Here is a 21648-nt window from a genome sequence, read left to right as displayed (position 1 = left end):
GCTTAGCTGAGGCGCAGTCTAGCAACGAAAGGGCAAAAGGCCATGCCTCTTGAGATCGTAACCATCCCATGTCTCAGCGATAATTACGCGTTTCTTGCGCATGATGCCGAAAGCGGCGCGACCGCGCTGATCGACGCACCCGAAGCCGGGCCCATCCTGGCCGAGTTGAAGGCGCGCGGCTGGACCCTCAGCCATGTCTTGCTAACCCACCACCACTGGGATCACGTCGACGGACTACCCGGAATTCTTGAGAAACACCCGGCCAAGGTGATCGGAGCAGCAGCTGATGCGCACCGCCTGCCCCCGCTCGACCAACAAGTCAGCGACGGTGAGAGCTTTGAGTTCGCAGGTGAGCCAGTTCAGGTAATGGATGTCTCGGGGCACACTTTGGGTCACGTCGCCTATTACATGCCGCAAAGTGCCACTGTCTTCACTGCGGATAGCCTGATGGCGCTGGGATGTGGGCGCTTGTTTGAAGGCACGCCGGAGCAGATGTGGCGCTCACTCAGCAAGCTTGCGGCGCTGCCGGATGACACGCTGGTCTGTTCGGGCCACGAATACACCCAATCTAACGCCAAATTCGCCGTCACCGTTGATCCGAATAATGCAGCCTTGCAACAGCGCGTCGTCGATATCGACCGCGCGCGCGCTGCAGGTCTGCCCACGGTGCCCTCAACAATGGGTCTGGAAAAGGCAACCAACCCGTTCCTGCGCGCCGAAGATCCGGCGATTCTGGCCCATTTGGGCATGGAAGGTGCGGACCCAGTTGCTGTTTTTGCCGAGATCAGGGGTAGAAAAGACAATTTCTGATGCCTATTTGACCATCCTCACGGCCACTCTCACAACAAATGTGACTGTCAAGTGAAAGAAAACCCTTGAAGCCGGGCGTCGATCAACCAAACTCTAATAGTATGAGGACATGGTTGGGATGGGGATCCGGCCGCAAGCCTGCCCCCTTCTGACCCAAGACAGAGGAGCACCCGCGTGCCTTCATTCTCGAGCACTTTGGAACAAGCCATTCACGCAGCTCTGGCAGCGGCGAATGAGCGGCGACATGAGTTTGCTACGTTAGAGCATCTACTACTGGCGCTATTGGAAGAGCCTGACGCAATCCGGGTCATGAAAGCCTGCAGCGTCGATCTGGACGAATTGCGCAGCACATTGGTCGAATTCATTGATGAGGATCTGTCGAACCTCGTCACCGATATCGACGGGTCCGAGGCCGTGCCAACGGCAGCATTCCAGCGCGTCATCCAACGCGCGGCCATTCACGTGCAAAGCTCGGGTCGGACCGAGGTCACAGGCGCGAACGTACTGGTCGCCATCTTCGCCGAACGCGAAAGCAACGCTGCTTATTTCCTGCAGGAACAGGACATGACCCGGTATGACGCAGTTAATTTCATTGCGCACGGCGTCGCGAAAGACCCGGCCTATGGCGAAAGCCGCTCGGTCTCAGGCGCGGATCAGGTCGAGGACGAGGTGCAGGCCACCGCCAGCGACGAAGATCAAAAAGAAAGCGCATTGGGCAAATACTGCGTTGATCTGAACGCCAAATCGCGCGCAGGCGATGTGGACCCGCTGATCGGCCGCGCCGATGAGGTCGAGCGTTGCATTCAGGTGCTGTGCCGCCGGCGCAAGAACAACCCATTGCTGGTGGGCGACCCCGGCGTGGGCAAAACGGCGATTGCCGAAGGTCTGGCGCATAAGATCGTGGCCGGCGAAGCCCCGGATGTACTGTCGAACACAACGATCTACTCGCTCGACATGGGCGCTCTGCTGGCAGGAACCCGCTATCGCGGCGATTTCGAAGAACGTCTCAAAGCGGTCGTGACCGAGTTGGAAGATCACCCCGATGCGGTGCTGTTCATCGACGAAATCCACACTGTTATTGGTGCCGGGGCGACATCAGGCGGGGCCATGGACGCGTCCAACCTGCTGAAGCCTGCGCTTCAGGGGGGCAAGCTTCGCACCATGGGGTCGACCACCTACAAGGAATTCCGTCAGCATTTCGAAAAAGACCGCGCGCTGAGCCGCCGGTTCCAGAAAATCGACGTGAACGAGCCTTCTGTTGAAGACAGCGTGAAGATCCTGCGCGGTCTGAAGCCCTATTTCGAAGAGCATCACGCCATCAAATACACCGCAGATGCGATCAAAACCGCTGTGGAACTGTCGGCGCGCTATATCAACGACCGCAAATTGCCCGACAAGGCGATCGACGTCATCGACGAGGCCGGTGCCGCGCAGCATTTGCTGGCCGAAAGCAAGCGCCGCAAGACAATCGGGGTGAAGGAGATCGAGGCCGTCGTCGCCAAGATTGCCCGCATCCCACCGAAGAACGTCACCAAGGACGACGCGGTGGTTCTGAAAGACCTCGAAGCCTCGTTGAAACGGGTGGTCTTCGGTCAGGATGACGCCATTGTGGCCTTGGCCAGCGCAATCAAGCTCGCGCGCGCCGGGCTGCGGGAGCCTGAAAAGCCCATCGGCAACTACCTGTTCGCCGGCCCGACCGGTGTAGGTAAGACCGAGGTGGCGAAACAGCTGGCCGACAATCTGGGCGTGGAACTTCTGCGCTTTGACATGTCGGAATACATGGAGAAACACGCGGTCAGCCGTCTGATCGGTGCGCCTCCGGGCTATGTCGGGTTTGATCAGGGCGGTCTGCTGACCGATGGCGTCGACCAGCATCCTCACTGCGTCTTGCTGCTGGATGAGATCGAAAAAGCGCACCCGGATGTGTTCAACATCCTGCTGCAGGTCATGGACCATGGCGAGCTGACCGATCACAACGGTCGCACGGTGAACTTCCGCAACGTGGTCCTGATCATGACCTCAAACGCGGGCGCGCAGGAACAGGCAAAGGCCGCCATCGGCTTTGGCCGCGACCGTCGCGAGGGCGAAGATACCGCCGCGATCGAGCGGACCTTTACTCCGGAATTCCGCAACCGTTTGGACGCGGTGATCTCGTTCGCGCCGCTGCCGAAAGAGGTCATCCTGCAGGTGGTGGAGAAGTTCGTTCTGCAGCTTGAGGCGCAACTGCTGGATCGCGGCGTGACCATCGACCTGACGCCCAAAGCCGCCGCATGGCTGGCCGACAAGGGCTATGACGACAAGATGGGCGCCCGTCCTCTGGGCCGCGTGATCCAGGAACACATCAAGAAGCCTCTGGCCGAAGAGTTGCTGTTTGGCAAACTCGCCAAGGGCGGTGTTGTTCGTGTCTCGGTCAAGAAGGGCGATCTGCACTTGGATATCCTCGGCCCTGATCAGCCGCGTATTCCGGGCAACAAGCCTCCGCTTTTGACGGCGGATTGATCTCAGGCCATTGAAATAGAAAAACCCGCCAGTGTTTGGCGGGTTTTTTCATGTCCAAAGCACTACGGTAAATGTCCGGTTCTCACTGCCCGGTCTGTATTCGGCGCGCTGAAGCGGTATGGGTGACGGCCCATTTGCCCCGAACCGCCCAATAACCAGATAGTAGGCTGGACGCATAGCGCATTCCTTGCTGACCTTGAAACAAGGCCGACAGCACTGCGATGCTCAGATCGCGGGCTTTGCGAAGCCTCCCCGCTTTGGTCGGCTTAAAATATTCGAAATCAATGAACCTGATCTGCTGTCCATCCCAACACATATCGCGAAAAGCGGGGCGTCCGTGGGCAAGATCTAACGCATGAAGCCGCGCCAAAGCCCGGCCTGCGGCGCGACAGGCTGTTTGTTTGCTGACAAGCTCACGGGAACGATCCCCGCAAAAACGGGTCAGGCTGAGACCCGCATCTTCGACGGCGATGAAATCGGAACCCTCGGCCAAGATGCGCGGCACCGGCACGCCTTTGTTCCACAAATAGCGATGGGATGTCCGGTCCCTAGCAAATGCCACCTTAGGGCAACCTTTGACCAGCCAAAGATGGGGGGCAAAACGCTCAACCCGTTTGAGCCAGAACCTGTCTCCGCTTGCGGTCTGGCACAACACCACCCGTCGGTATGAAGCTCGCAAAACCGTTTCAACCGTTTGGTACAGGTCTGCTACCCTATGGGCCACGCGCGTCTCCTCTCAACCTATGACAGTAATCTAGGTTTGAGGTGGGTGTGTTTCATCGGGTGCAGGCGGCAAATCCAGATCGCAAAGGCGGTTTTTCGCCACGCGAGGGGTTTAGCGCTCGGTCAATTTCAACTCAATTCGCCGGTTCTGTGCTCGCGCCTCGGGCGTGTCTTCCGGGTTGACAGGCTGGAACTCTCCGAACCCGTTGGCGGCCAAGCGATTGGGTGGAATGCCCAGCGCTTCGACCATATAGCGCACGACGGAGAGCGCCCGCCCCTGGCTCAGTTCCCAGTTGTCGCGATACCGACCCGACCCGGCCAAGGGCACGTTGTCGGTGTGGCCATCCACCCGGATCACCCAGTTCAGACCTTCCGGGATTTCGGCAGCAACTGTGCGGAGGATCTCAGCGACTTTGGCGACCTCCTGCCGGCCTTCCAGCGACAACACGGCAGAGCCTGTGGCAAACAGTACCTCAGAGGAGAACACGAACCGGTCGCCTTCGATCCGCACGCCATCCTGATCACCCAATACGTCGCGCAGGCGGCCAAAGAATTCCGACCGATAGCGTTGCAAATCCTCGGCCTGCGCCGCGAGTTCCTCATTCTGGCCGGCCAGTGCTTCGGCCTCAGCCTCTACGCGTTGACGCTCGGCCTCTTCCAGCAGGCGGCGGCGGCGTTCCTCGGATGCGGCGCGGGCTAGAGCCGCGTTCAGGTCCTGCCCCAGAGACTGGATTTGAATTTCAGCGGCCGTATTGCGGTCTTCGTAGTCGTCCAGCAGCGCCTGCAGCGATCCCAATTGTCCGCGCAATGCTGCGATTTGCTGGTTCAACAAAGCGGCCTCGCGCTGCGCTTTTTCCGAGACCGCCTGTTCCGCCGAAAGCGTCTCGCGGGCCACGGCCAGCAATGCATCGCGCTGTTCGGCCAAGGAACGCTGGGATGCTGCATCTTCCTGCGCCTCGGCCTGCGCTGCCAGAGCGGCCTGCAACTGGACCTCCAGCTCTTCCGTGTTCAACTCGCCAAACTGTCGTTCCAGTTCTGCGCGGGCAGCATTCGCAGCAGCCAAAAGGGTCAGGGTATCCTCTGCCTCTTTGCGCTGCGCCTCTAGCGCAAGGGTCATGGCGGTCAGTTCCGCATCGGCGTTCTGAAGGCGATCCCTCAGCGCTTCGGCAGCGGCGGCCTCCGCCAGCCTGCCAGCCTCTTCCGCACTTAGCTGATCTTCGAGTTGAGCGATCTGTGCCGCGCGTTCTTCGCCGCTTTGTTCCAGATCAGCGACCAAAGCCTCCAAAGCCTCACGGCGGGCTGCAGCGAGGCGGGCGGCTTCGGCTTGCGCGTCAATTTCTTCGCGGCTTTGCGCCAAGGCCTGATTCAGACTGTCGCGTTCGCCCAAAAGATCCGCCCGTTGCGTCTCAAGCGCAGCTATCGCGTCTTGCGCCCGCGCCTGATCAGCCAACAGCGCCGCGACCTGAGCCTCGAACCCAGTGATCTGGCTTTGCGCCTCAGCCAGACTATCTTCCGTTTCGGTCAGTGTGGCATTCAAGGCCCCCAACCGCGCTTGCAGACGGCTATTCTCACGCTCTTCCAACCCTAAAGCACCAGCCAGTGCGGCAACCTCATCCGCAAGGGTCGTCAGCTCATCCTCCTGACCCGAGATCGTTTCACGTAGCACGAATTGGATGACCATGAAGATGGTCAGTACGAAGGTCAAAACCATCAACAGACCCGTCATCGCATCGACGAAACCGGGCCAGACCGAGCCCTGGAACCGTTGACCGGTGCGGCGGGAGAGGGCCATGGGTTATTCCCCCTCGTGCGTGGTTCGAACCGCGCCGCGTGGCAGGGTCAGAGCCTTCACTAGCAGTTCGATATCCTTGCGGAATTCGTTCATGCTGTCCTGACGACCGGCGGAGATCTCTTCGAGGATGCGCAGCAACTGAACATCCATCGACCGCAGGCGCATCCGACTTTCTGCATCGATGCCCTCGCCCGCCCCGTGTTCGCGCATGTGATCCAGCAAGGCGTCCTGCCCCAAAGCAACACGCTCCAACGCGGCGGCAACGCCTTCATTATCCGCCTGACGCTGGTTCATTTGTCCGATGACAGTGACCAATTGACCAAGCTTGTTGGACACGTCGGCCCGCTCTTCCTCCTGCGCCGAGAACAGATCCTGTAGCGCGTTCATCTGATCCGACATGGCGTCCAGCACAGGCGCCAGAACGGCGACCTCAGCCCCACCCTCCTCGCCCGAGGCGAATCCGACCCGGGTGATGCCCGACAGCCATTCCTCAAGCTCGCGGTAGAAACGGTTCTGTCCGTGGCCGGCGAAGACCTCCAACAGGCCCACGATCAATGACCCGGCAAGGCCCAGCAAGGAGGAGCCAAACGCAACGCCCATCCCCTGCAACTGCGCCTCAAGGCCCGTCATCAAACGGTTGAAGACGGCCAGCCCCTCTTCCCCTTCTTGCGGGTTCAGGCTGCGAATGGTGTCGACAATTGCGGGCACCGTGGTGGCAAGTCCAAAGAACGTCCCCAACAGGCCCAGATAGATCAGAACGTTGGTGATGTAGCGGGTGATCTCACGCTCTTCTTCTACCCGTTCCGCCACCGAATCCAGAATGGACCGGGTCGAGGTGGAACTGATCTGCGACCGCGCACCGCGTTCGCGCAGCAGTGAGGCCAATGGCGCAAGCAATTGAGGCGTGCGCGCATCCTCATGCACCACGCCGCCCACAAAGGCCTCGATCCAGCGGACCGAGCCGATCAGCTGCGCGACCTGATAAAAACAGGCGAAGACACCGATGATGAACACCAGCAAGATGAAGCCGTTCAGATAGGGATTCGCAAAGAAGACCGGCAGCACATAGGGCAGCGCCAAGAACACCCCGAGGCCCGACAGGCCTATTGCGATCAGCATCAGAAGAATCTGCCTGATCGGTTGCGAGAAATGCGGTCTCGCGCCCTGTTGTGCCTGCGCCATGCGCGTTATTCCTGGTTCTGCCTGCTCTGGCCTGAATCTAGCGAAAAGACGCCGATGACGCCAAGGGTTTATGCGGTGATGCTGCGCACCCGTTGCGACAACCACTCAAGATCAGGATCGTGCAGGCCGATCTCGGCCAGATGCTCGGTAGTGTTATACAGATATTCCGTGTTTGGACCGCGCCCGCCAACGGCATGAGCGATGATTTGCGCCTGTTCTTCCAAGGGCATGCCGCCGCAATATTGAACGTGATCTGCATCAATCACATAGGTCACAGCATTGACAACCTCACCATTGTCCAAATGCACGTCCAGCATCTTTTCGACATAGGCCGACGAAATCAGCTCGCGCTCACGCAGTTCGTGTAGGGTGCGGTCCTCATGCCCAGCTTCCACGGCCAGCGCCAAACCTTTGCAATGCGCCTCAGGCTGTTCGTCCAAAGCCAGCACAAGGCCGGGGTGGTCCTCGGTGCCGCGATGGTGGATCGAACTCATGCAGAAAGAGCGCGCATATCCGTGCAGCATCGCAAGCTCGGTGCGTGCCACGGGAAAGCCCGGGTTCCACAGTAGCGATCCATATCCGAAAACCCACATCGTCATTGCTCTGGTCCTTGCCCGTTTGGGCCTATAAACATCAAATCCGAGGCAGGAAAAAGGGCCAATGCTCATGCGTCGTCTGATACGAGTGTTCATTTTTATCGCCATCGCATGGAGCGCCTATTGGTTCATCGCGGGCTATGGTCTGCGCAATGCGATCACCAGCTGGTTCGATGCCCAGCAGGCGCGCGGCTGGCAAGCCGAATTCTCAGGCGTTGAAACGGCGGGCTACCCGACACATCACACCACCCGCTTAAACAACCCGGCGCTGGCCGATCCGGTCAACGGCACAGCTTGGAGCGCCGATTGGATTGAGTTTCAAAGCCCCGCAATCTGGCCCGGTCGGCAAACCCTCAGCTTTGCTAATACACCTCAGCGCCTATCCTATTTCGACCAGACCGCGACGATCGAGGCCAAGGCTTTGCAGGCAGAGTTGGAATTGCAACCCGGTGTCGCATTGGTGCTTGAGAAGATGGCACTGACGGCCGGCCCTTGGCTGATCAGCGAAGAGAATGAGGCGCTGGCGGGCGGTGGTACCCTCAGCGTCATCATGGAGCAGACCACTGCGCCCGAAGCCTATGCCATCACGGCGCAAATTGACGGGTTCACCCCCGGTGAAGATTTGCGCGCGCTGATGCAATCGGCGACCTCGCTGCCCCAGCGGTTCGAGACGTTGCAGTTGGATATGCTGACCACGTTCGACAAGCCTTGGGACCGGACCGCGCTAGAGGACAGCCGCCCTCAGCCCGTCGCCATTGATCTGAATCTGGCCGAGGTCAAATGGGGCGAGTTGCGCCTGTTTGCCGCCGGTGAGTTGGATGTAGACTCGCAGGGCATCCCAACCGGAGAGATTGCGATTAAGGCCGAGAATTGGCGCGACATGATCGCAATGGCGAATGCCGCCGGTGCCCTGCCCGATCAAGCCGTCGACCCCGTGACCCGCGCGCTCAACTTTCTGGCCGGACTAGGCGGCAACCCGAACGCGCTGGACCTGCAATTGAATTTCCGCGACGGGTTCGTGGCTCTGGGGCCGCTCCCTCTTGGCCCGGCCCCACGTCTGATCCTGCGCTAGCGGCAGTAAGACCCTGTGCGATACCGCGCCGTATCCAGATGAAAATGGTCCCGGTGATACCTGTCTGAATTGGGTCCCAACACGGTGCCAAACGGCCCGCAGGCCCCGCGCCATATCTTCTTGAGTTGCTTTTGTGAGGGGTTCTTGCGCCATCCGTTCAGCACTGTGACCACCTCTCCATCCGCCATGACAAAGCCGGAAATGTCGATGGCACGGCCCTTGCCATGCTCAGAGACTCGCGCGCCTTTTTGATTGTTGCGCGTCCGGCAGGCATAGTGCGCGGCAACTTGCAGCTGCACCACAGGACCACGGCGTTTGAACGTCGGCTTGACGGTTTTGTCGACCCATTTGTTCAACGCGATGGCCGTGCCGCAATCCATTGTCGATGCCCGGCTCAGCGTCACCCCCGAGACAGAGGTGATCTGGACCGCATCCTTGACCCCGCACGCCTTGGTTTTGCTGGAGACACGCCCGACAGGCTTGCCCTGTATCGCGATATCACCGCAGACCGACCCTTTGCGCAGCTTGCGTTTTTTGAACAGCACCTCCTGCTCTAGCGATTTGGGCCTGAGATAAGGCATCAAAGAGGTATCCGGCCCTAGCAGCGGCAAATCCGCCGGACGCGCTGCGGCGGCGATAAGCTGAGGCGACTCGGGTCGTGTTTCGGGGCGCAGGTTCGGGATGGTCAGAGGTGTTGCTGCCCGGCTGGAGATCGCCACGATACCAGCAGGTTCGTCCGCTGCACCAGGGCGCGCAACTGGATAAAGCGATCGATCGGGGGCGGCGGCTTGGGTGGATGTGGCCCAAAGCGCGGCAACAACCGCGTATCGCAAAATCTGTTTCATGACCCTGCCTTTCCCCGGCCAAAGTCCGGCGCGTCGGTATCCTGACCCGCATCAATAATCCCACGCCGGATCGCGCGGGTGCGGGTGAAATAGTCGAACAGATGCTCTCCGTCCCCGGTGCGGATCGCACGCTGCAGGGCGAAAAGCTCTTCGGTGAAACGGCCCAGAATCTCAAGCGTCGCGTCCTTGTTCGTCAGGAACACGTCGCGCCACATGGTTGGGTCCGAGGCCGCAATGCGGGTGAAATCCCGAAAGCCCGCAGCCGAGTACTTGATGACCTCGCTATCGGTCACCCGACGCAGGTCATCGGCAACACCGACCATCGTATAGGCAATCAGGTGCGGCGCATGAGAGGTCACGGCCAGAACCAGATCATGATGGTCCGCATCCATCTCATCGACATTGGCCCCCATGCCTTCCCACAAGGCCCGCAACTGGGCGATGGCCTCGGGGTCCGATCCTTCGACCGGCACAAGTAGACACCAGCGATTGTCAAAAAGCTCGGCGAACCCGGCCTCAGGCCCCGAATGTTCGGTCCCGGCCAAAGGGTGCGCAGGGATGAAATGGACGCCTTCAGGGATATAAGGCGACACGGCCTCGATCACGCTGCGTTTGACCGATCCAACATCCGTCACCGTTGCCCCCGGCTTCAGCATTGGGGCGATGTCCTGTGCGACCGCGCCCATCGCGCCAACCGGAACGCAGAGGACGACCAGATCCGCGCCCTCGACTGCCTCTTGCGCGGTGTCGCAAACCCGGTCACACAAACCGATCGTGCAGGCTGTGTCGCGGGTAGCCTCAGAGCGTGCATAGCCGGTGACTTCACCAGCCAGACCAGCGCGTTTGATGGCCCAGAACATGGAGGAGGCGATCAGACCCAGCCCGATCAGCGCAACACGGTCGTAAATCTGGCTCATGCTGCGCCCTCTTTGAATGCGGTGATGGCTGCGACGACACGGCGGCAGGCTTCCTCATCGCCCACGGTGATCCGCAACGCGTTTGGCAGGTTGTAGCCCGCAACGCGCCGCACAATCAAACCCTGCGACTTGAGGTAGCCATCGCAAGCCTCAGCCTCGGCCTGATCGGCAAAGCGCGCGAGGATGAAGTTGGTGAACGACGGGTCGGACGGGACACCGATCTTGGCCAGCTCATCCGACAGCCATACCCTCAGGCGCGCGTTTTCAGCCTGACAGAAGGACAGGAAGTCGACATCATTTACAGCTGCTTCGGCCGCAGCCAGCGCGGTCAAAGACAGGTTGAACGGTTGGCGCACCCGGTTCAGTACGTCGATGATCGACTGATGCGCATACCCCCAGCCCACGCGCATTCCGCCCAGCCCATAAACCTTTGAAAAGGTCCGGGTCATGATCACGTTCTCATGGGCATCGACCAGAGACGCACCGCCATCGAACCCGTCTACAAACTCGGCATAGGCCCCGTCGATAACCATCAGGCAGCTATCCGGCAGACCTTGCGCCAAACGCTCCAGTTCCTGTTGCGAGATCATGGTTGAGGTCGGATTGCCGGGGTTGGTGACAAACACGATCCGCGTCTGCGCTGTTATGGCTGCTAAAATGGCATCCACATCGACCTTGCGCTCGCGCTCGGCCACCATGACCGGCGTGGCCCCCGCCATCCGAGCAATGATCGGATACATGGAAAACCCATGTTCCGTATAAACCACCTCATCCCCCGGCCCTGCATAAGCCTGAGCGATGAATTGCAGCACTTCGTCACTGCCCACACCGCATATGATCCGCGCCGGGTCCAGACCGTGACGCGCGCCCACCGCATTGCGCAGGCTGGCGTGGTCGGTGCTGGGATAGCGATGCAAGGTGGCGGCGCTGTCGCGCACCGCCTCAATCGCTTTGGGGCTAGGGCCAAACGGGTTTTCGTTGGAGCTCAGCTTGATCACATGCTCAACACCCGCCACATGCGACTGGCCGCCTTGATACAGCGCAATGTCCATAATGCCGGGTTGAGGGGTAATCTTGGTCATGAGAGGCTCCGTTTATTGGGCCTCTCATACCTGTCTCAACGCTTTCAGAAAAGCAGCAATTCCATCATGCGGCTTTGAAGCGCGCAGTCGCCGGGTCGGCATTGTAGAACGGTGCGAATTCTTCGGTCCGACGGGACAGGTCGTTGACGCTGTCGATGATGAACTGGACCGTTTCCTCGCGCATCAGATACGAGAAGTTCAGACGCACCCATCCGGGCTTTTTCATCTCCTCACCCGCGGACAGAGCGGCGTGCAATTCCTCTGACGCGGCACGATCTATGCCCAGAAGCCGATGCGCGTATGGGCCGGCACAGGCGCACCCTCCGCGCGCCTGAATGCCGTATATGTCGCTGAGCATACGTGTGAACAGTTGCTGGTGTACCGGTTGCCCTGCATTGTCGCGCACGAGGAAGGAAAAGATCGGCAGGCGATGTGCATTCTCCACCCCAAGCAAGGTCAGGTTCGGGTTGTCTTTCCACCCCTCCAGCGCCATTTGGTTATATTGCGCCTCGCGGCAGGCGATCTCATCCGTTCCGACGACATCCTTAACGATGAAGGCAAGTGCCGCGCGGATATCACCGATCACGTTAGGCGTTCCTGCTTCCTCTCGCGTGGACAGGTTTTCGCTGTAGTCGTGGCGCCAGGGCGAGACGAAACTCACCGTCCCTCCGCCCGGCCAACTTGGACAACGACGCTTTACTACGTTCTGGTTCACGACCAGCACACCCGACGCCCCTGGTCCGCCCGGAAACTTGTGCGGCGATACCACAATCGCATCCTTGCGCGCATCCACAGGCCCCATGTCCATCGGCAGGTAAGGCCCGCCCCCGGCATAGTCCCAAACGGCCAAAGCCCCATACGACTTGAGCAAACGCGTCACCGGATCGGGATCGGTGATGATCCCCGTCACATTGGACGCAGCCGAAAATGACCCGATCAACAGATCCGCATCTGCATGCGTGTCCAGTGCCTCCTGCAGCGCGCGCAGATCAACGCCCCCTTCCGCCGCTTCCGGAATCTCAACCACCAGAGCCTTGCTCTCACGCCATGGCAAGATGTTCGAGTGATGCTCATAAGGACCGATTAGGACAACCGGTTGATCAGCTTCTGCCACCCCGAGCAGACTGACCAACCGGTTGAGCCCCGCCGTGGCACCGGACCCGGTAAAGATCACCGCGTCTTCTCCCCTCGCGCCAACAAGGCGGGCTATCTCGTCACGCGCTTCGCGACGCAGACGGGTCATGTAAGACCCGCAGAAGGAGGCCTCGGTGTGGCTGTTGGCATAAAATGGCAACACGTGATTGGCCACAAAGTCTTCGACCTGTCGCAACGCGCGACCCGAAGCAACGTAGTCCGCATAGACAAGCGGCACGTCCCCCTGCAGACCCGGGATCAGAACATTCTCTCCGATCAGCCCGTCGCGCAGGTGGGAATTGTGAGTGGTGGAACAAAGATCCGCACGAAATTTGGACAGGGTCATAGCATTGGCTCCTTACTGTAAGTCCAATGTGATCCATCCGAAGTGTGGAAACATTATCGTTCTTTGCGTAGAAATCATAAATTTTGTGTCATATGATTAGACATGAGCCAAAATTTAGATCAAATAGACACTCACATCCTGAGAGAGCTTCAAAAAGACGCCACCCTTTCGCAGCGCGAGCTGGCCGATCGGGTCGGGCTGTCCCAGAACGCGTGTTGGCGCAGGTTGAAAGCGCTGAACGAAAACGGGGTTCTGATCGGGTCAACTGCGCGCATCGCGCGCGAGACTTTGGGGTTGAACCTCGTGGTCTTCGTCATGCTGCGCACCCGACATCATTCAGCCGAGTGGCTGCAGGCGTTTCGCCGCCATGTTCTGACCATTCCCGAGGTTGTGGATTTCCATCGGATCGGCGGTGACTATGACTATCAACTGAAAGTCGTGACCCAGGATATGGCCTCATATGACAAAGTCTACCAACGCCTGATCGAGAAGGTCGAGCTGGACAGCGTGACCTCTTATTTTGCGATGGAAGCGATCGCCGAAGGGCGACCACTCCCGATATGAACTCAGGCCAAACCAAGCATCGCTTTCATGCCGCCGATAAAAGTTGCGTCGTCCAAAGCCTTGCGATTGTCGAGGTATTCAACAGCATCTTCCCCGGCACGATAGCGCAAAGTGTCAGTGTCGTCCGTCACCGCGGCCAAAATGACGTCAGCGACAACACTCGGCGGTGACGTTCGCGATGTCATTTCTTCCGAGCCCCACGTGCTGAACAAGGCCTGCACGACAGGTTGATACTCGGCCATGCTCTCGTCATTGACGAAATCAAACGAGCGGCCACCAAAATCGGTGGCAATCAGACCAGGCTCGACAATCTTGACCTTGATACCAGCCGCAGCAAGTTCGAAGTGCAGCGACTCTGACAAGCCTTCAACCGCGAATTTTGTGCCATGATAGAGCGCTCCAAGAGGGAAGGTAATTTGCCCGCCAATGGAAGAGATATTGACGATGCAGCCGGAACCATTTGCGCGCATATGCGGCAGAACAGCTTTCGTCACAGCCAACAGACCAATCACATTGGTATCGAATTGCCGCCGGATACGCTCCATCGGGAAAGCTTCGAGCGGGCCGTACGCGCCGTATCCCGCGTTGTTCAAAAGAACGTCAATCTGACCAAAGCGTTTAATCCCATCGGCAACTGCGGCTGCAATTGAACCCTCGTCGGTGACGTCAAGACGTGTGACCAGAACATTCTCGAATTGCGTAAGCTCAGCTTCCTTGCTGGGGTTGCGCATGGTGGCAATGACATTCCATCCCTGCCTATGAAACAGTTCGGCCGTAACTCTGCCAATACCAGATGAAGCGCCAGTTATTAGGATAGTCTGTGCCATGGTCATTCTCCGCAATTGTTAGCCTGACCACTAGATAGGTTAGAAAACTGCGATAAGCCTGCCGAATTCTCCTCAATATCTGCCTAATTCTCTGGCCGTCAGGATTCTGGCTAGCACTGACCTCTTGCGCAAAATATGCTGAATGAGGCCGTGGGGATACCATGACACAACATGATTTAGTTGAAAAAATCTGCGAAGCTGTGGGCGGACAGGCAGAAGATGCTGCTTTCTACCCCACTGCACTGGACGGTTTTGGCCTGCTTCATGATGTCAAAACGAAATCAATCGAAGCACAGGTGTATGAACCGGTTGTCTGCCTAGTTCTACAGGGGAAGAAAGAAACACGTATCGGCGATCGCCTTGTTCACTTCGGTGCAGGCGACTCTCTGATCGTCAGCCATTCCCTTCCGGTTTTGGCCGCCGTCACCGAAGCAAATCGGGAAAAGCCCTATGTCGGCCTCGTATTCTCGTTGGACTTGTCCATCTTACGCGGTCTCTACGACGCTGTCGGCTCAGAACCTACTGAAATCGAAACAGTCCAAAGCCTTGCCGCATCAAAAGCCTCGCCCGATCTGATTGACGCTATGACTCGCCTGTTTCACGCCAGTCAAAACCCTACGGATGCAAAAATTCTCGCACCGATGATCAGCCGTGAAATCCACTACCGACTCCTACAGGCAGATCACGGTGGCATGCTGCGGCAAATGCTATGGCGCGACAGTGCCGCCAGCCGTATCGCGCGCGCAATAGACATCATTCGCGCGGATTTTCGAACAGCCCTGCCCGTCTGCGATCTGGCACAAAGCGCTGGGATGAGCGTTTCTGCCTTTCACGCCCATTTCAAAACGGTAACAGCCACCTCACCACTGCAGTACCAAAAAAACCTCAGGCTGCTGGAAGCCCGCAGGCTATTGTCGCACGGTTCGCTCAGTGTGTCGCAGGCGGCTTTTGAGGTTGGCTATGAAAGCCCGACACAGTTTAGTCGGGAATACTCGCGCAAATTCGGAGTGCCACCTCGTCAGGACATCGGGTCAAAATGCATTGCTTAGAAACAAAAAAGGCCGCGCTGAAAGCACGGCCTTTGTAATCTCGAGTGGCAGCGAAGATTAGTTCTTCGCGTAGAATTCGACGACCAGGTTCGGTTCCATCATGACCGGGTAAGGCACATCGCTCAGGCCCGGTGCGCGTACGAAGGTCGCGGACATTTTCGAGTGGTCGGCGTCGATGTAGTCAGGAACATCACGCTCGGCCAGAGCAACAGCTTCCAGAACAACAGCAAGTTGCTTGGACTTGTCACGCACTTCGATCACGTCACCTTCTTTGACACGGTAGGACGGGATGTTGACCCGCTTGCCGTTCACTTTGACGTGGCCGTGGTTCACGAACTGACGTGCAGCAAAAACAGTCGGCACGAACTTGGCGCGGTAAACTACGGCGTCCAGACGGCGCTCCAGCAGACCGATCAGGTTTTCACCGGTGTCGCCTTTTACACGCTCAGCTTCGGCGTAGATGCGACGGAACTGCTTCTCGGTCAGGTCGCCATAGTAGCCTTTCAGCTTCTGCTTGGCGCGCAGCTGCAGACCGAAGTCCGACAGTTTGCCCTTGCGGCGCTGGCCGTGCTGGCCGGGGCCATATTCACGACGGTTGACCGGGGATTTCGGACGACCCCAGATGTTTTCGCCCATCCGGCGGTCGATTTTGTACTTGGCAGACGTGCGTTTGGTCACGGCTGATCTCCTTTAAAGTGGCATTTCAGCTTGATCCGAAAACCGGTTCCCACTTTTCGGGCCGAAATAGCGTCTCCGCTCGGACCGGGCAGTTCCAGTTCAGACCAGGCGTGGTGCCGGTATATAAAGGGCGTTGTCCTCTTGAGGTTTCCCCCATGACAGGCATCCCCTTGCGGGGGCCACCAACACCAATGAAGCCGCGCTTATATCTGCAGAACTGTCAGAGTCAACACGTCCCGACGGCCCTGCTCAAATTTCTTGAAGGGTTTTTAGGCCAGCGGGTTCAACGCCAGCCAGGTAACCAAACCTATGAAAAGTAACCCGGCGCGGATTTTCCTGGAAAGGCCACCACCTTTGCGGTTGGCTGCGGTACACTCTGCAGGTCGGCACCGGCATGTGTTACTTCGCTGATCCAGAAATCCTGATCCCGAGGCGGACAGCCAGTGTTGAACACCAGGGTCGGCCATTGTTCGTCATCTGCTACGATCAAATCTGCCGCAAAGCGTCGCGCCCCATTGGTCAATGTGACCGTACCGCAATACTCGCCCGAGATATCTTGCGGGGCTGAGAACGCGTCGCGGGTGCGCACAGCGGTCGCACCCATATGTCCCAGTTGCTCAAGATTTTGCTCTGCCACTTCGCCCAACACCAGCGCCTGACCACGCCAGGACCATGCGGACCCGACCGCCAAAAAGGCCAAAGGCGCTGCCTCAAGCCCATCAAGCTCGGTTTGATTCCATGAAATGGCTACACGACCGTTATATCCGGCTCTCATATACCTGCTCGCACTTATCAACACCCCACCCAGTACTCAACCCGCTTTATCAGGGGAGATTCCGGCGGAAAAGAGACAGAATTTGAGCAATCACATGAATGTTGCCGAATAGAATCAACTATCCGTGATCGAACCTGTGCTATCCAAACTTCCCGAAGCGCGTATTGGGGCGATAAGTATCTGAGATCAATGCAAATACTTAAAATTCTGAAACCGCAGGCGGCCGCAGCCGTCCTGCAGTTTCAGCATGAGACTTCCCGTTCACACTTCAACTTCGACCTTGCCGATCGGGTTTGAACAGCATGCCAGAATGTAGCCTGCTGCGATGTCATCCTCGGAGATACCGCCGTTGTGAACCATGTGCACCTCACCCGAGGTCTTTTTGACCTTGCAGGTGCCGCAAACGCCAAACGTACAGCCCGAGGCAATGCTCAACCCGACGGCACGTGCGGCGGCCAGAACCGTATCTGTCTCGGCGACTTTAGCAGTGACACCCGAGGTCGCAAACACGATCTCGGCGGCGTTGTCATCGTCAGGAACGATATCATCCAGATCGGGCTGATCCGCTTCGGTCTCAACCGGAGCTCCAAAGCTTTCCTGATGATAGTTGTCCATGTCAAAGCCAAGACCCGACAGAGCGTCCCGAACAGCTTGCATGAACGGCTCCGGACCGCAGCAATAGACCTCACGATCCAGATAGTCTGGGGCCATGAGGCCCAGCATCAGCTGGTTGAACTGACCCTGGTAGCCGGTCCAGGGGCTGTAACGATCCGCTTCCTCTACGACGAACTTCAGATCCAGACCCGGCGTCCGACTTGCCATCTGCTCCAACCGTTGGCGGAAGATGATCTCGGACGGGCGCTTGGCGCAATTGATGAAGACTACATCCAGATCGCGGCCTTCGTCCCACATGCAAGTTGTCATCGACATCATAGGCGTGATGCCCGACCCCGCCGAGACGAACAGATACTTGGCGGCGACGCTTTCAGCATTGGTGAACGGACCCGCCGGGCCAATTGCCCGCATCCGCATACCCGGCTTCAGATTGTCCAGCATCCAACGAGTACCGATGCTGTCCGGCTGCGCCTTGGCCGTGATCGTAATGGATCGCGGACGTGATGGGGATGACGAGATCGTATAGGTCCGATGCACAACGCCTCCCGGCTGCCCCGGTGCCGGAATCTCGAGCGTCAGGAACTGACCCGGATGGTAGGCAAACAAAGCCCCGGACGGGGCGCGGAACGTAAAGCTGGCGGTGTTTGGCGTCTCGGGCACGACCGAGACGCATTCCAGCCTCTCATCATCCTGCCAGATCGAGGCAACAGCGTTCAGGTCTTTCATCTCCGTCACTCCGCCGCCATCGTGTTGGGCGCAAAGTGACGCGCCAAAGCGCTGCAATACCAATCAGTGAATTGCAGAACACCGGATTCCTGGACCCCCGAATACGGCCCCGGCACATAGGCCGGACTGTTGATGCCCATCTGGTTGTCTTCCACCACGCGGCGATCTTCATCATTGGTGGCCATCCAGACCTCAGTCAGGCGCTTGACGTCATAATCGACCCCTTCGATCGCATCCTTGGTGACCAGCCACTTCGTGGTGACTTCGGTCTCGGTCGGGCTGACCGGAGTGACGCGGAAGACAATCGAGTGATCGGCCAGGAAGTGGTTCCATGTGCTGGGATAGTGGAACTTCAGCAACGTCCCCGCATCGGCAAAGGGCGCGCGGCCCAGAAAGCGGCGCACCGCAGATTTGCCGTCCAGAGTGTAGCTTTCCGCCCCTTCCTTAAGCGGCATCCGCGCCAGACGGTATTGCCCGTCATCATGCAGATAGAACTGCGACGGCATCCCTGCAGCCTCGCAACGGTCGAAGTGAGCTTGCATGAAGGCCGGGGTTTCACCCCCTTCAATACCGGTTACCGAGGGATCATCAGGGAAGGTCCGGCACAGCGAAGGGTGGTTGCCGCCGCAGTGATAGCACTCGCGGTTGTTTTCCCAAACAAGCTTCCAGTTGCCCTTTTCGATGATCGTGCTTTCAAAGGCGACCTTGGCGTTGTTCAAATCATGCGGCTCCAGATAGGGCCGTGCTTTATTGGCGAAGGTGTCGAAATCGGGGGCTACATCTGCAAGACAGATATAGACCAGCCCGGCCAGTTCCCGGCAGTGGACGGTTTTCAGCCCGTGTTGTTTGGGGTCGAAATCAGGCCCCATATCACGCGCCCACAGCAATGAGCCGTCAAGCTCATAGGTCCACTGGTGATAGGGGCAGACCAGTTTGGGCGAGTTCCCCTTGGCCGCTTTGCAGATGATCGACCCGCGATGGCGGCAGGTGTTGTGGAAGGCCCGGATCTGATTGTCCGCACCGCGCACGATGATCACGCGGTATGCGCCCACAGTGTAGGTTACATAGTCGCCTGTTTTCACCAGTTCACATGCCGGAATGGCAAATAGCCAGTCGCGGTAGTGGATGGCCTCAAGATCGGCCTGAAATACATCTGGATCTGTATAGAATGCCTGTTCAAGGGCATAGGCCGGGTTTCGACGCGCCAACAGGCTTTGAACGTTGCTCACTTCTGGCTCTCCTGCCGCGCCCCGCGGCTTAGCTTGGGCAGATGACATCAGAGGCCAGTCCGGAGCCGTGCGAGGATCACGTCCGAAACTTGTGCCCCCACCGCCACCCGCGGTTTGACATATATGCAAGGCTGGTTTCCGGACTTGAAAGGGGCTTACGCCCGGTTTCGACACCTTCCCGGGATCCTCGTCCCAGTGGTTACCTGTCGAACCTGACCTTCCTTACCGTTGCGGGGGCAGCGCCGGAATTGCACCGGCTTCCCAATTCTCTGCCGCCTGAGAACCAAACAGCAGCACCTCACACGCGCAACCTACTCGGGGATGGATTCGTGGCTGAAAGCCTTGCGACATTTCCAAAAACAAAACAGACATGGCCAGCAAAAACTGGCACCTGAGACAGAGAAGCATTTTCATCCCGGAATCAGACGCATGCCACGCCGCGCATTGCTGACGACCCTACCTTTTGATCCAGATCAGCGCAGACAACTTGATTCATGTTGCAATCTCGGAATGATACAAGTGGGCCTTTCCTTTGCTAAGGCTCTCACGCCGAAGGATTTCTGATCAAACATGGCCCTTCGGCGCGCATCGCAAAAAAGGGGAGGAGTCACATGGAAAGCTCCGTTTCTGATGAGGTGATGGCAAGGCTTCCGTTCTGGGTGACCCCTCCGGGAGAGACCGACGGCTTTCTAATCGTTGTCGGATTGTTTCTGGTCATGGTGCTGCTTGGGTTCGGCGCGCTGTATTTTACGGTGCAGGCCATTCCCGACCGAATGGCGGCAGGCGCGCACAAGGTTCAGATGCAGTTGGTCGGCGTTCTTGGATTGATTTCGCTATTCACTTTGAACAATGCTTTCTGGGTCGCAGCCATTTTGATCGCGGCCGTGCCTTTGCACGAAATACTTCCCCTAAATCCGGAAACGGACACCGCGGAGAGCTCCGATGCTTGAGCTGATATTCTCTGCGCTAATTACTGTCGTTCCGGACTACCTGTATCGTCGCTACAGGCAGGGCAAGCGATGGGGCCACGAAATCACCCTGTTCAATATATGGTATGAATTGCGGTGGGGCTTGACGGCCTGCGCGATTCTGGCGGTCACGCTGATCACGGTGATCTTCTATTTTCACCCCTCAACGCGGAATGTTTCTGCCGCATTTCGCACAATAACTATTCTTTCCGATCGCGCAGGGCGGGTTGCCGAAGTCTACGTTGCCAATAACGACAGAGTGAAAGCTGGCGAGGCTATTTTCCGACTGGATACCACCCGGCAGGAGGCTGCAGCACAAACAGCGCAGCGTCGAATCGCAGAGATTGAGGCCGCTTTGGGCCTAGCCGCAACAGACATTGCCAGCGCGACAGCGCGGGTTCAGGCCGCCGAGGCCGATCTTGCACAGGCCACGCGGGATTTGGAACGCCGGCTGGAGCTTGCGGAGCGAAACAACACCGTCGTCAGCGAACAAGAATTGGAACGTCTGGAAACGGCCATGTCGGCTGCCGAAAGTCAGCGCGCAGCCACACTTGCCGCTCTGGACGGGGCCAAACTGCGCCAGACCACGCTTTTGCCCGCGCAACTTGAAACCGCACGCGCCGCCTTGACAGAGGCAGAGACCGAGATCTCAAAGTCGACCGTGTTTGCCGAAGTCGATGGAACAGTCCTGCAATTCCTGCTCAAGCCCGGCGACGTCGTGAACCCCATTCTGCGGCCCGCCGGAATTCTGGTCCCCGACGTGACGGGTCAAGGGCGTTTCATCGCGGCCTTCGGTCAGATTTCAGCAAGCGTTCTGAAACCCGGCATGTTGGTCGAGATCACCTGCGCCTCCAAACCTCTTACGATTATTCCGATGATCGTTGATGACGTTCAGGGCGCGATTGCTGCAGGGCAATTCCGACCGGGTGATACCTTGCTTGATCAGCAGGATCGCGCCCGTCCCGGTACGGTGACCGCCTTCCTTGCACCGATTTTTCCAAAACATCTTGATGGCATTCCACCCGGAAGCTCCTGCGTTGGTGTGGCCTACACCAGCCGCGCGAAAGAGATTGATGCCGGTGAAATCAGGGGCTTTTCGGCCCTTGTGGCCCGGATCGTGGATGGCATGGGAATAGCAAACGCCATCGTTCTGCGCGCGCAGGCTATTCTGCTGCCAGTCAAAACGCTGGTTTTCAATTAACACCAGCCAGAGAGGGCA

The 21648-nt window shown here is 58.4% G+C and carries 20 protein-coding genes and 1 riboswitch; of the genes, 7 read left to right on the top strand and 13 right to left on the bottom strand.

The genetic code is table 11. The annotated features are described in order from the left end of the window. The first annotated feature begins 42 nt into the window (after window positions 1-42). A complete protein-coding gene (gene gloB, locus ACR0B5_RS00560) occupies window positions 43-810 on the top strand; it encodes a hydroxyacylglutathione hydrolase (RefSeq protein WP_480527106.1) in 768 nt (255 codons plus the stop codon). 174 nt (window positions 811-984) lie between these two features. Then, a complete protein-coding gene (gene clpA / locus ACR0B5_RS00555; RefSeq protein ID WP_170460457.1) occupies window positions 985-3309 on the top strand; it encodes an ATP-dependent Clp protease ATP-binding subunit ClpA in 2325 nt (774 codons plus the stop codon). An 82-nt stretch (window positions 3310-3391) separates the two neighbouring features. Here clpA and ACR0B5_RS00550 read toward each other — a convergent pair whose 3' ends face one another. From ACR0B5_RS00550 to ACR0B5_RS00535, 4 genes are all read right to left on the bottom strand, one after another. Continuing rightward, window positions 3392-4033: a phosphotransferase gene (locus ACR0B5_RS00550; protein ID WP_480537705.1), complete on the bottom strand. Its 642-nt coding sequence runs from the start codon at window positions 4031-4033 to the stop codon at window positions 3392-3394. A 111-nt stretch (window positions 4034-4144) separates the two neighbouring features. Continuing rightward, window positions 4145-5824 carry a peptidoglycan -binding protein gene (locus ACR0B5_RS00545; protein ID WP_170374606.1) on the bottom strand — a complete coding sequence of 560 codons (1680 nt, stop codon included), beginning with the start codon at window positions 5822-5824 and terminating at the stop codon, window positions 4145-4147. Window positions 5825-5827: 3 nt separating this feature from the next. Further along, window positions 5828-7006, bottom strand: coding sequence for a biopolymer transporter ExbB (locus ACR0B5_RS00540; RefSeq protein ID WP_480537703.1), 1179 nt, complete (start codon window positions 7004-7006; stop codon window positions 5828-5830). Window positions 7007-7074: 68 nt separating this feature from the next. Next, on the bottom strand, window positions 7075-7605 hold the full coding sequence (locus tag ACR0B5_RS00535) for a gamma-glutamylcyclotransferase (RefSeq protein ID WP_170701916.1): 531 nt from the start codon (window positions 7603-7605) through the stop codon (window positions 7075-7077). A 67-nt stretch (window positions 7606-7672) separates the two neighbouring features. Between ACR0B5_RS00535 and ACR0B5_RS00530 the strand changes: the two genes are divergently transcribed. Next, window positions 7673-8674 (top strand): DUF2125 domain-containing protein, encoded by a 1002-nt coding sequence (locus tag ACR0B5_RS00530; RefSeq protein ID WP_170637529.1) that lies wholly within the window; start codon window positions 7673-7675, stop codon window positions 8672-8674. Here ACR0B5_RS00530 and ACR0B5_RS00525 read toward each other — a convergent pair. From ACR0B5_RS00525 to ACR0B5_RS00510, 4 genes are all read right to left on the bottom strand, one after another. Next, on the bottom strand, window positions 8671-9519 hold the full coding sequence (locus ACR0B5_RS00525) for an extensin-like domain-containing protein (protein ID WP_480537701.1): 849 nt from the start codon (window positions 9517-9519) through the stop codon (window positions 8671-8673). The two genes, ACR0B5_RS00530 and ACR0B5_RS00525, sit on opposite strands and share 4 nt — an antisense overlap. Then, entirely contained in the window at window positions 9516-10436 is a 921-nt protein-coding gene (locus ACR0B5_RS00520; protein WP_480537699.1) for a prephenate/arogenate dehydrogenase family protein, read from the bottom strand. Before ACR0B5_RS00520 ends, ACR0B5_RS00525 begins: the two co-directional genes overlap by 4 nt. Beyond that, window positions 10433-11518, bottom strand: a complete 1086-nt coding sequence (hisC, locus tag ACR0B5_RS00515) for a histidinol-phosphate transaminase (protein ID WP_480537697.1) — start codon at window positions 11516-11518, stop codon at window positions 10433-10435. Before hisC ends, ACR0B5_RS00520 begins: the two co-directional genes overlap by 4 nt. Before the next feature lie 64 nt (window positions 11519-11582). Next, window positions 11583-12998, bottom strand: a complete 1416-nt coding sequence (locus ACR0B5_RS00510) for an aminotransferase class V-fold PLP-dependent enzyme (protein ID WP_480537695.1) — start codon at window positions 12996-12998, stop codon at window positions 11583-11585. A 102-nt stretch (window positions 12999-13100) separates the two neighbouring features. Here ACR0B5_RS00510 and ACR0B5_RS00505 point away from each other — a divergent pair, with 102 nt between their 5' ends. Then, window positions 13101-13562 (top strand): Lrp/AsnC family transcriptional regulator, encoded by a 462-nt coding sequence (locus ACR0B5_RS00505; RefSeq protein ID WP_170374590.1) that lies wholly within the window; start codon window positions 13101-13103, stop codon window positions 13560-13562. Window positions 13563-13564: 2 nt separating this feature from the next. Here the strand turns inward: ACR0B5_RS00505 and ACR0B5_RS00500 are convergent, their stop codons facing one another. Then, window positions 13565-14389, bottom strand: a complete 825-nt coding sequence (locus ACR0B5_RS00500; RefSeq protein WP_480537693.1) for an SDR family oxidoreductase — start codon at window positions 14387-14389, stop codon at window positions 13565-13567. A gap of 161 nt (window positions 14390-14550) precedes the next feature. Here ACR0B5_RS00500 and ACR0B5_RS00495 point away from each other — a divergent pair, with 161 nt between their 5' ends. After that, entirely contained in the window at window positions 14551-15438 is an 888-nt protein-coding gene (locus ACR0B5_RS00495; protein ID WP_480537691.1) for an AraC family transcriptional regulator, read from the top strand. Between the two features lie 57 nt (window positions 15439-15495). On the opposite strand, the gene rpsD is transcribed toward ACR0B5_RS00495, so the two are convergent. From rpsD to ACR0B5_RS00475, 4 genes are all read right to left on the bottom strand, one after another. Next, window positions 15496-16116, bottom strand: a complete 621-nt coding sequence (gene rpsD / locus ACR0B5_RS00490) for a 30S ribosomal protein S4 (RefSeq protein WP_480537689.1) — start codon at window positions 16114-16116, stop codon at window positions 15496-15498. 307 nt (window positions 16117-16423) lie between these two features. Next, entirely contained in the window at window positions 16424-16891 is a 468-nt protein-coding gene (locus ACR0B5_RS00485; protein WP_480537687.1) for a hypothetical protein, read from the bottom strand. A 261-nt stretch (window positions 16892-17152) separates the two neighbouring features. Further along, entirely contained in the window at window positions 17153-18232 is a 1080-nt protein-coding gene (locus tag ACR0B5_RS00480) for an FAD-binding oxidoreductase (RefSeq protein ID WP_480537685.1), read from the bottom strand. A 5-nt stretch (window positions 18233-18237) separates the two neighbouring features. Beyond that, window positions 18238-19509, bottom strand: a complete 1272-nt coding sequence (locus ACR0B5_RS00475) for an aromatic ring-hydroxylating oxygenase subunit alpha (RefSeq protein WP_480537683.1) — start codon at window positions 19507-19509, stop codon at window positions 18238-18240. A 64-nt stretch (window positions 19510-19573) separates the two neighbouring features. Beyond that, window positions 19574-19777: riboswitch (cobalamin riboswitch) on the bottom strand. A 295-nt stretch (window positions 19778-20072) separates the two neighbouring features. On the opposite strand from ACR0B5_RS00475, the gene ACR0B5_RS00470 reads away from it, so the two are divergent. Continuing rightward, the gene (locus tag ACR0B5_RS00470) at window positions 20073-20411 is read left to right on the top strand and encodes a hypothetical protein (protein WP_480537681.1); all 339 of its coding nucleotides are present in this window, start codon (window positions 20073-20075) and stop codon (window positions 20409-20411) included. Next, window positions 20404-21630, top strand: coding sequence for an HlyD family secretion protein (locus ACR0B5_RS00465; protein ID WP_480537679.1), 1227 nt, complete (start codon window positions 20404-20406; stop codon window positions 21628-21630). Before ACR0B5_RS00470 ends, ACR0B5_RS00465 begins: the two co-directional genes overlap by 8 nt. Window positions 21631-21648 lie beyond the last annotated feature (18 nt).

Source organism: Ruegeria sp. AG1 (assembly GCF_056541705.1).
Note: the sequence above shows the minus strand (reverse complement) of the source record. Positions and strands in the feature narration are given on the sequence as shown.